Here is a 10,186-nt window from a genome sequence, read left to right as displayed (position 1 = left end):
ACGACATGCATCGCGCCTGTGCCATCATGAGGTTGCCGCGCTCGCAGCGATATACCGGATAACCTTGGCCGCGTCCGGCATACATAACAACCAGTCTTCGCCCGCATCGACCACAGGAGATAAGACCCGGGAGCAGCGCGCGACCGCCGCGGCCCGACTTGACGCCGCCGGCTTTGCCGTAAGCGTTGGCTGCGAGCAGTTCCTGGTTCCGTTCGTACTCGCTCCATCCGATGTAGCCTTCGTGATGGTCCTTGAGCACCACCGCCCACTCGCTAGCCGGCTTGTAATGGCCATAGCTCTTGCGAACGCGGCCATCGACGATCTCAGTGCGCTTCTCGCTTTTACCATAGACATAGGCGCCGGCGTAGAATGGGTTCTTCAGGATCGAGATCACGTTGCGGTAACGGATCGGAACCCAGTCGAAGGACACCATCTTCTTGCCGTCGGAGGGTCTGGGGAAATGCACGCCAACGTCGATCATCGAGATCAGGACCTGGCGCGCGCTGCCGAGTTCGCGGAAGCGCGCGAATATCAGGTGAATGGTCTCCTGCAGGCGCATGTCGGGATCGAACCCGACACCGTAATCGCGGTGCCAGACATAGCCGAAGGGCACGGAGATGCGCAGTTCTCCGCGCTGTGCCTTGGCGCGGGCGGCCTCGTACATGCGGGCACGCAGCACGCCGAGCTCGAATTCGCTGATGCTGCCCTTCATACCCAGCAGCAGGCGGTCGTTCGGCAATCCCGGATCGTAGACTCCGTCCAGATCGATCACGCGTGCATCGACTTCGCCGCACAACTCGAGCAGCCGATGCCAGTCCGGCCCGTTGCGCGACAGGCGGGACGCCTCCAGGCAAAGCACGGCGCCCACATGGCCGGTGCACAGATCGTCGACCAGGCGCTCGAAACCGGGACGCTCCACAGCCCCGCTTGCGGTTCGTCCCAGATCCTCGTCGATCACCTCTACTTTGCGGAATCCCCAACGCCGCGCGACGTCGACAAGCTCATACTGCCGACGCTGGCTCTCAAGGTTGAGCTGGACCTGCGCCTGAGTGGATTGACGCACATAGACGACGGCCTTGCGCTTGAGGACGGCAGTCGGAATCAGATTACCGCTCGTCATCGCAGCTCTCCTCCTCCGTTGGCACGCCGGCGGCGGCCCTCAGTACGTTGGCGAGCCGGGCGATCACTATGGTCCGTTGCGTTGAACTCAGCCCGTTCAGCTTCTGCGAGTCGAGCGGCAAGCTGAGTTGGCGAACGACCACGAGAGATCGTGTCGGGGGTGGCAGGGTTCTCATGTTGCGACTCCGCGATGGTGAAACCATCCGGAGAGCCTCGCCGGAAACGGCGTTCGATCAAGAGCTTGTTAAGCTCAAGCAGCGCGGCAAGCGATACGCGCGGGGGGCCCAGGTCCATCGCCGCGCAAGCCACGGGATCGATCATCCAGGCCGGAGCGGTAATGACATGACCGGGCGCGACGACGAGATGAATGATCCGGCCGTCGGCGCGCTCTTCGCTGTTCTCGCAGCGAAGCCGACGTCCGAAATACGGGTGCCAACGGTAATGGACCTCGACCTCCTGCCCAACATGGGCAGAATGACCCCGAGATGGCAATGGGACGGATGGCGCGCTCGGCGACGTTGGAGTCGATCTCGATCGTACCGTTGTCGAGGAATCTTGTCAGACCTTGCCAGCGCGAGAGCGCGTAGCGGATGGCTTCCGCCAGCTTGGTCTTCTGGCTGATAAGGGTGAGTTGCTGCCTAAGCCACGGCTCAAGGGCATTGATTACGGGACGGCTTCTCTCCTGCCGGACGGCGCGGCGTTCGTCGGCGGAACGACCGCGGATATCGCTCTCAACGTGGTAGAGTTGGGCGATGCGGGCGAGCGCCTCCGTCGCGATCGGCGCGGGGCCGGACTGCGCGAGCTCATAGAAGCGGCGACGCACGTGCGACCAGCAAAAGGCCAAGCTCACGGCGTTGCGTTCGGCCAGCGCCTTGTAACCCGCGTATCCGTCGACCTGCAGGGTTCCGACAAAGCCCTGAAGATGCCGGATCGGCTGTTCGGCCTTGCGGTCCGGAGCGTAGAGATAGGCGACGCCCGGTAGGTCCATTCCGCCCGAAGGTCGGTCGTCTCGGGCATAGGCGAACAACTGCCCCGTTTTGGTCCGCCCCCGGCCCGGATCAAGCACAGGCGCAGTGGTCTCGTCCGCGAAGAGCTTGTCTGAAGCCTTCAGCCGCTCGAACAGCCGCTCATGCACAGGGCGAAGCAGGAAAGCTGCCTTGCCCACCCAGTCGGCGAGTGTCGAACGGTCGAGATTGACGCCCTGGCGGGCGTAGATCTGGGCCTGACGATATAGGGGAAGGTGGTCGGCATACTTCGACACCAGAACATGAGCCACCGTGGCCTCTGTAGGAATGCCGCCTTCGACGAGACGTGCCGGCGCTGGCGCCTGCACGACCACCTCTTCGCAGGCCCGACACGCATACTTCGGTCGACGGGTGACAATCACCCGGAACTGGGCGGGCACGATGTCGAGACGCTCGGAGACGTCCTCGCCCATAACATGCAGCTGGCCTTGGCAGCACGGGCAGATCTTGTCGGCGATGTCGATTACCTGCTCGACGCGCGACAGATGGGCGGGCAACGAGCCGCGGTTGGCGCGACGCTTACGAGCCCTGGCATCACGCTTTGAGGGGTCCGCGGCTTCCGCGCTGGCGAAGCCCTCCGCCTCTACCTGCTCGGCTTCCTCCAGGCCCAGAAGAAGCTGGTCCTCGGGCAGGCTCTCCGCCCTTCGCCCGAAGCGATGGCGCTGCAACTCCTTGATGATTTGGCGGAGCCTCTCATTCTCCGCACGCGCGGCCAGAAGCATCGCCTGAAGCGCATGAGGATCGTCGGGTAGGGCAGCGGCCGCGTCAGTCACGAAGCGGATTCAAGCATGGATTCCAGTGATTTGGCAATAATCCGATGGTCAGCTCGCCGTCGTTGGAACACGCATCTCGCGCGTTTCGTGCACCCGCCGCCAGTCGAGGCCTTCCAGGAGTGCCTGCAACTGTGCCGCCGTCAGTCGCACGACACCATCGGTAATGCCCGGCCAGCAGAACTTGCCATCCTCCAGCCGCTTGGCGAACAAGCATACGCCCGTGCCGTCGAAGTAGACGAGCTTGATCCGGTCGGCCCGCTTGGCCCGGAACACGTAGACCGCGCCCGAGAATGGATCCGCGCCCATCGCCTCGCGCACGAGCGCTGCCAGACCTTCCGCTCCCTTGCGGAAGTCGACCGGCTTCGTCGCCACCATGACCTTGACCGCTCCCGTTGGCCCGATCACGACGTTGCCCTCAGCGCACGGATCACCGCTGCAACCGTCTTCGAATCCGCCCCACGACCCACCCGCATTGCGATGCCGTCGATCTCGAGCTCGATCACACCAGCGTCTCGAGCCGGCTCCCGCTTTCTTGGCTGTGGCCGATGCTTCGCCGCAGGCTTCGGAGGCGCTGCCGTCACCACCGCCGGCACGAACATGGATTCCAATATTGCTGCCTCCCCCATCGGCCGGCGAGCAGCCCGACGCCAAGTGAACAATTGCTGCGGGGAAAGCCCATACCGGCGTGCCACAGCACAAACCGTCTCGCCCGCCTCGTAGCTCTCCGCCACTATCCGGGCCTTCTCCTCCGGCGGCCACTCACGCCGCCGACCCGAACCAGTGAAGATCTCCAGTCGACGGACCGGCTCCTCGTCCCTGGACTTAAGCGTAAACTCTGAAATCGTCATATGTCGAAGCCCTCAAAGGCCTCGAACATCGTCCCTTACATCCACGCGCGAAAGGTGCCGCCGGGACAGCGCTTACTACCCAGCTGATGCTATTAGCAGTGCACCAAGGGAATTTCGGTTTGTTGCACGCTTATCCTGCGTGTGCAGGAGGGACGGCTATTTTAGATGATTCGCGTACCAGTCGAGATAACGCTGGTATCGGTCTCGAAGGAAGCTCGGTCGTTTGAGGCCATGAAACTCGCCTGGATAGATGATCAGCCGCGTCGGCACGTTTCTGCTCTTGAGAGCCTGGTACATCTGCTCGCTGTTGAGGAGCGGCACGTTGAAGTCGTAAGACCCGCCGAGGAACAGCGTCGGGGTGACGATCCGATCGACATGGAAAAAGGGGTAGGAGTTCTTCAGCCATACATCGAGATTCTCCCATGGGCGGCCGAACTCCATCTCGTAGTGGGGGGTGTATTGATCGGTGCCGTAGGCGGCGAGAAGATTGGAAATGCTGGCGCCGCTCGTCGCCGCCTTGAAGCGCTGGTCGCTCGCGATTGTGTAGTTGGTGAGCATTCCACCGTAGCTCCACCCGCCAAGGCCGAGGCGGTTGGGGTCCGCAATTCCGTGTGCGACGGCGTCGTCGACCGCTGAGAGTACGTCCTGGACATCAACCGTGCCAAAGGATGCGTAAATGGCCTTGGTATAATCCTGGCCCCGGCCGGTGCTTCCACGTGGATTGACGGCGACCACTGCATAGCCGTTGGCGGCAAGAAGCTGCCATTCGAAACTGAAGCCATAATCGAACTGCCCCTGCGGTCCCCCATGGATTCGAAGGATGGTCGGCGCGCGCCCCGAGGCTCCGCCAAGGGGCCGCAGGAGGAAACCGTGGACCTCGGTGCCGTCCTTGCTGTGCATCATGGTATCTTCGACGGGCGACAGCTGCACGTCGGCAAGCCACCCATCGTTCTGATGCGACAGACGGCGGAGCTTAGTCCCATCGAGCGCATAAATCTCTGGCGGGTGCGCGGGATCATCGACCAGTGCGGCAATCCGCGCGCGCGAGTTCTGGTCGATCGCGTGAATGACTTGGCGGCCACCGACCAGCCGCGTCACGGGGCCGCCGCGCGCAGCGATGCTGCCCAGCCACGACGTCTTGTCATCTTCGACGATGAAGCGCAGCGACTTGCCGTCCGGCGACCAGACGGGTTTCGAGACGTTTCGGTCGAGGGCCGGAGTGAGGACCCGCCCCTCACCGCCGTTCGCGGGAACGACCGCAAGCGGGTGAGTACCCGAGTAGAGTAGGTTGACCGGAGCGCCTCCAATGTAAGCGATGCTGCGACCGTCGGGGCTCCACGACGGGTAGCTTTCGTACTCGGGATTGTTGTCGTCGCCTGCGGACGTCGTCAGGCGGAGAGGGGCAACGCCCGACGCCGACGCAGGAACCACCCAGATATCGTAATTGTAGGTTCGGTCGGGATCGGGATCGCGATTGCTGACAAAGGCAATGCGCGTGCTATCCGGCGACCAAGCGGGAAGCACTTCGTCAAAGTCTCCGGTCGTCAACCGGCGCAGGTTCCCGGAGTCGACGTCGAAAACGAACAGACGCTTGCGGCGCGTGCCGAGATAGCCTTCGATGTCACGCTTGAACTGGAAGCGGTCGAGGACGATCGGCTTCGGCTTCTTGTTCTCCCCGTTGTCGGCGGGATCGGTCTCGTATGGATCCTTATCGAGCACGATCAGCGCGATCTGGTGACCTGTGGGCGACCAGGCGTAATCGATGACGCCGCCCTCGAGCCTCGTCAGCTGCCGTGCTTCGCCGCCGGTGCGATCGAGCTGCCAAAGCTGATCGTTGTCACGCTTGTCCGTTCGGGAGGAAAGGAAAGCGAGATAGCGCCCGTCGGCGCTCCAGCGCGGGGTGCTTTCGCTTTCCTTTGCGCGGTTGGTCAGCTGGAGCGTGCGGCTGCCGTCCCAAGAAGTCATCCAAATATGCCTGAAGCACTTGTCGGCCTTCGCGTCGGGTAAACTGACGTCATAGGCAACCCATTCGCCGCTTGGATCGACTGCAGGATTGGCGACTATTCGAAGATTGTCGAGGTCGCTGACCGCGAGCAGCCGAGCTGTGGCATCCTCCGGTTTCACACGAGGGACGATTTCCGCAAGGCTGAGCGGATCGTTTTCCATAGTTGATTTCTCCGTGAGACGCATGGCAAACCGCTCGGGACCGTCGGTCACGCCAGAATGTTCATTGGTGAAGTTGGATTGAGTTGTTCATGGTGACATGACTGCCAGCTCATCGCCCAGTGGTCTCTGTCTCTTCATTCTTCTTCCTGCCCTACTTGGGATGATGTTCAGTGTCGATGTCAGTTATTGTGAAGGTCTCTTATCGGAGGGAGGGTTTGCTGCGGTCCCGCAGTGGGCGAAGGATAGGACATCTCAGTCGGCTGGGTCGGAATGTATGTGGCCGGAGCGCGTACGTGGCACGCCACTACCCGCCCATCTGGTATCGGCACCAAAGGCGGCACCTCGATACGGCAACGCTCGACCGCGAGCGGGCAGCGCGGGTGAAACGCGCAGCCTCTCGGCGGAGTGATGGGGCTCGGCACTTCGCCCTCGACTGGCGCCTCCAGCCGAACTCGGGTTGGATCCGGCACCGGAGCTGCCGCGATCAGCGCCTCGGTGTAGGGATGGACCGGCTTGGCGAAGAGCGCCTCAGACGGCGCGAGTTCCACGATCCGCCCAAGATACATGACGGCGACGCGATGCGCGATATGCTCCACGACGCCAAGATCGTGCGAGATGAAGACGAAGGCGAGGCCCATCTGCTGCTGGAGATCCAAAAGCAGGTTCAGGATCTGTGCCTGGACGGAGACGTCCAAGGCCGAGACCGCCTCGTCGGCAATGACTAGCGAAGGCTGGAGCGCCAGCGCCCGCGCGATGCCGAGCCGCTGCCGCTGGCCGCCCGACAACTCGGACGGCAGCCTGTGCATCATCTCGGGCGACATTCCGACCTTTCGGAGAAGGTCCGCGGCCAGCGCTTGACGCTGTCTTCGGCCGAGGCGCTCAAAATTCTCGACAGGATCCGTAATGATCTGCCCGGCCGTGAGTCGCGGGTTCAGGGACGAGTAGGGATCCTGAAAGACCATCTGCATCCGACGGCGCCACGCGTGAAGAGCGTCCTTCTTGAGGCCTGCAATGTCGGTCCCGTCGATCATTACGCGCCCGCTAGTCGGCTGCACGAGCCGCATCAAGAGGCGCGCCACGGTGGACTTGCCGCAGCCGGATTCGCCGACGATGCAGAGTGTCTCGCCCGCCTCGACGGAAAACGATACATCCTCCACCGCCCGGATCACCGGAATCGTCTTCTTCAGGAAACCCGCACCGAGCGGAAAATGCTTGGTCAGATGCTCGACTTTCAGCAGAGGATCGTTCATGCGCCCATCACCTCTTCGGCGCGCCAGCAAGCTGCGGCGTGGCTCGACCCGACTTCACGCACCATGGGCGTCTTCTCGCGGCAAATGTCGATAGCGAACGGGCAGCGAGGAGCAAAGCTGCACCCGACAATGGGCTCGCGAAGACTTGGGACAATGCCGGGAATTTCTGGAAGGCGGCGCTGTCGGCCGCGCCGCCGCTCAGGCACCGATCGCATCAGCCCCTGGGTGTAGGGATGCGCGGGACGCGCAAAAAGATCTATCACGTTCGCCTGTTCGACGATCCGGCCAGCGTACATAACAAGCACGCGTTGGCATGTCTCGGCAACAACGCCCAGATCATGCGTGATGAACATGACGGCCGTTCCCGTGCGCCCTTTCAGATCGACGATGAGCCGCAGGATCTGCGCCTGGATTGTGACGTCAAGCGCGGTCGTTGGCTCATCGGCGATCAATAGTTCTGGTGAGCAGGCGAGAGCCATGGCGATCATGGCGCGCTGGCGCATGCCCCCCGACATTTCGTGGGGATAGTTGTTGACGCGACGCTCGGGATCCGCAATGCGGACGAGACGGAGCATCTCTTCGGCCTTTGCCATGGCAACTGACCGTGAGGCCTCGGTATGGATCTGGACCGCCTCTGCAATCTGGTGGCCGACCGTATAGACCGGGTTCAGACTCGTCATCGGCTCCTGGAAGATCATGGCGATCTGGTCGCCGCGGATCTTTCGCATCTCCCGATCGGACAGTTCAAGGAGATCGCGTCCGTGGAAGCGGACCTCGCCGCCGACGGTCCTGGCGCTCACCTTCGGCAGGAGGCGAAGGATGGAGAGGGCAGTGACGCTCTTCCCGCATCCAGATTCGCCGACCACGCCGAGCGTTTCGCCCTTCTTCACCTGGAAACTGATGCCGCCCACGGCGTGGGTGACGCTCTCTTCACCGTAAAAGTGTGTCTCAAGGTCTCGAACGTCAAGCAGCACGTCGTTGCCTACGGTTTGATGCATCTGCATGTTAGCGCCTCCGCTTGGCGCGGGGATCAAACAGGTCGCGCAGGCCATCCCCGAGCAGGTTGACGGCAAGGACCATGACGGCAAGGCAGATGCCGGGGGCGAAGACCGTCATGGGAGCGATACTGAGATACAAGCGAGAGCCTGAGATCATGTTACCCCAGCTGGGAATTTCGGGCGGAACGCCTACGCCCAAAAAGCTCAGTCCGGCTTCTGTCATAATCGCATCTGCGCATACCATAGCGCTCTGCACCATAAGCGCCGGAATGGTGCTCGGCAGGATATGCCGCCACAGTACCTTCGGCAGGCGCGCACCGCCGCACAGAGCGGCTTCGACGTAAGGACGCTCCCGAACACTCATGACCACCGACCGAACCAGCCGCGAGACGCTTGGCAGCTGGACAATCGTGATAGCAACGATGAGGATACCGACGCCGGGGCCTGTCAGAGAAATAAGGGCGATCGCCAGCAGAAAGGTCGGTATTGACATAAGGCCGTCCATGACTCGCATTATGATATTATCGAAGGCACGGTTGTAGCCGGCGATCACACCTATCATAAGGCCGCCCAGAGCCGCGGCCGCCGCTGAGGTCAATCCGACCAGTAGTGAGATCCGGGCACCGAACACGGTTCGTGCAAACACGTCACGGCCCAGATTATCGCTTCCGAACCACATCTCGGCGGAAGGTGGATGGAGCCGTTTGAATGGGTCTATGTTCAAAGGATCCCCTGCGTAAAGCGGGGCAGCGAGTGCTAGGACAATCAATAGCGCCACGAGGCCGCCGCCAATCACGACCAGCGGATGCCGCGTTGCCAGGCGGGGAAACTCAGACAGGCGTAAGCGGCCCGTCGGGACGGTTACAACTCGTGCGGAGAGGAGTGTCATATCAGTACCGGATGCGAGGATCGACCAAGGTATATGAAAGATCGACTGCCAGATTGACCAGAACGTACAGGCCCGAAACGATGATCAGGACGCCTTGAATGATAGGGTAATCGCGACTGTTGATCGCATCGACCACCAAACGACCAATTCCAGGTATATTGAAGACCGTTTCCGTGATGACGACCCCGCCAATCAAACCGGCGAAGCTTAAACCGATCACGGTGAGAATCGGGGGCCCTGCATTCTTCAGAGCGTGATGGAAAAGTATGGAATATGTAGAAGCGCCCTTGGCTGCGGCCGTTCGCATATAATCTTCCGACAGGACTTCGAGCATACTCGCCCGCGTGATCCGCGCGATGAAGGCAATGTAGGGAATGCTCAAAGTCACGGTCGGGAGGGCCAGGTGCACAAGCCATGGCCCCAAGCCATGCTCGATAGGCTGGTAACCTTGGACCGGCAGCCAATGTGTCGTGATCGCGCAAAAATAAATTAGGAAGAATCCGACTACAAACACCGGGATAGAAAATCCGAATGTCGCGAATGCCGTCAGGACCCGATCGACAAGGCCGCCGGCTTGCCATGCGGCAAGGATGCCGAAGCAGACCCCTATCGTCACCGAAAGGATCATCGTCAGGATCGATAACGAAATAGTCGGTTCAAGCCGCTGCGAGATGAGTTCGAGAACCGGTCGCCCGGCAAAAATCGAGGTACCGAAGTCCCCGCGTAGCATGTCGTGCACCCAACGTACGAACTGAACTGGCATCGGATCATTCAGTCCCATCTGTTCGCGGATGCCGGCGATCATCTCGGCGGTTGCCGACTTGCCGGCGATTATAGCTGCGGGGTCACCGGGCGCCAGCCTGAGAAGCAGGAAAACGAACATCCCGACCATCGCCATAACGGCGACGGTCGAGAATATCCTGCGAAGAATGTACGTAGCCATTAGCCCGAAAGCCTTTGCATGTTCCACATCGGGAGATACGCAGGCATGCCGATTAGGCCGGTGATGGACTTGCGGCGGGCGCTTGGTTGGACATACTGGCCAAGTTGAACCATGCCGACAAAATCCCAATAGACCTTCTGCATTTTGCGGGCCAACGCCTGGCGCTCTTCGAGCG

At 61.5% G+C, this 10,186-nt stretch carries 8 protein-coding genes and 1 pseudogene; all 9 read right to left on the bottom strand.

Features of this window, described 5'->3' with window-relative positions; genetic code table 11:
* The coding region (locus NKH01_RS34260; protein ID WP_353024644.1) for a recombinase family protein at nt 1-1,120 on the bottom strand (1,120 nt) is incomplete at its 3' end.
* Between the two features lie 480 nt (nt 1,121-1,600).
* Nucleotides 1,601-2,866, bottom strand: a pseudogene (tnpC, locus tag NKH01_RS34255) (IS66 family transposase); the annotation flags it as partial.
* A gap of 99 nt (nt 2,867-2,965) precedes the next feature.
* On the bottom strand, nt 2,966-3,322 hold the full coding sequence (gene tnpB, locus NKH01_RS34250) for an IS66 family insertion sequence element accessory protein TnpB (protein WP_263791208.1): 357 nt from the start codon (nt 3,320-3,322) through the stop codon (nt 2,966-2,968).
* Nucleotides 3,319-3,765 carry an IS66-like element accessory protein TnpA gene (tnpA, locus tag NKH01_RS34245; RefSeq protein ID WP_352483797.1) on the bottom strand — a complete coding sequence of 149 codons (447 nt, stop codon included), beginning with the start codon at nt 3,763-3,765 and terminating at the stop codon, nt 3,319-3,321. The genes tnpB and tnpA overlap by 4 nt, the downstream gene beginning before the upstream one ends.
* A 156-nt stretch (nt 3,766-3,921) precedes the next feature.
* Nucleotides 3,922-5,931, bottom strand: a complete 2,010-nt coding sequence (locus tag NKH01_RS34240; protein ID WP_353024643.1) for a S9 family peptidase — start codon at nt 5,929-5,931, stop codon at nt 3,922-3,924.
* A gap of 179 nt (nt 5,932-6,110) precedes the next feature.
* Nucleotides 6,111-7,181, bottom strand: coding sequence for an ABC transporter ATP-binding protein (locus NKH01_RS34235; RefSeq protein ID WP_353024642.1), 1,071 nt, complete (start codon nt 7,179-7,181; stop codon nt 6,111-6,113).
* Nucleotides 7,178-8,185: an ABC transporter ATP-binding protein gene (locus NKH01_RS34230; RefSeq protein ID WP_353024641.1), complete on the bottom strand. Its 1,008-nt coding sequence runs from the start codon at nt 8,183-8,185 to the stop codon at nt 7,178-7,180. The genes NKH01_RS34235 and NKH01_RS34230 overlap by 4 nt, the downstream gene beginning before the upstream one ends.
* 1 nt (nt 8,186) lies before the next feature.
* The gene (locus NKH01_RS34225) at nt 8,187-9,068 is read right to left on the bottom strand and encodes an ABC transporter permease (protein ID WP_353024640.1); all 882 of its coding nucleotides are present in this window, start codon (nt 9,066-9,068) and stop codon (nt 8,187-8,189) included.
* Nucleotide 9,069: 1 nt separating this feature from the next.
* Nucleotides 9,070-10,011, bottom strand: coding sequence for an ABC transporter permease (locus tag NKH01_RS34220; protein WP_353024639.1), 942 nt, complete (start codon nt 10,009-10,011; stop codon nt 9,070-9,072).
* Between the last annotated feature and the right edge of the window lie 175 nt (nt 10,012-10,186).

The organism is Mesorhizobium sp. M1403, assembly GCF_040317695.1.
GTDB lineage: Bacteria > Pseudomonadota > Alphaproteobacteria > Rhizobiales > Rhizobiaceae > Mesorhizobium.
This window is presented reverse-complemented; position numbering and strand designations above follow the sequence as displayed.

Bases quoted from the DNA above. Each gene is read 5' to 3' on its own strand.
- tnpA (WP_352483797.1), bottom strand. From the start codon at position 3,765: ATGACGATTTCAGAGTTTACGCTTAAGTCCAGGGACGAGGAGCCGGTC.
- NKH01_RS34240 (WP_353024643.1), bottom strand. From the start codon at position 5,931: ATGGAAAACGATCCGCTCAGCCTTGCGGAAATCGTCCCTCGTGTGAAA.
- NKH01_RS34235 (WP_353024642.1), bottom strand. From the start codon at position 7,181: ATGAACGATCCTCTGCTGAAAGTCGAGCATCTGACCAAGCATTTTCCG.
- NKH01_RS34230 (WP_353024641.1), bottom strand. From the start codon at position 8,185: ATGCAGATGCATCAAACCGTAGGCAACGACGTGCTGCTTGACGTTCGA.
- NKH01_RS34225 (WP_353024640.1), bottom strand. From the start codon at position 9,068: ATGACACTCCTCTCCGCACGAGTTGTAACCGTCCCGACGGGCCGCTTA.
- NKH01_RS34220 (WP_353024639.1), bottom strand. From the start codon at position 10,011: ATGGCTACGTACATTCTTCGCAGGATATTCTCGACCGTCGCCGTTATG.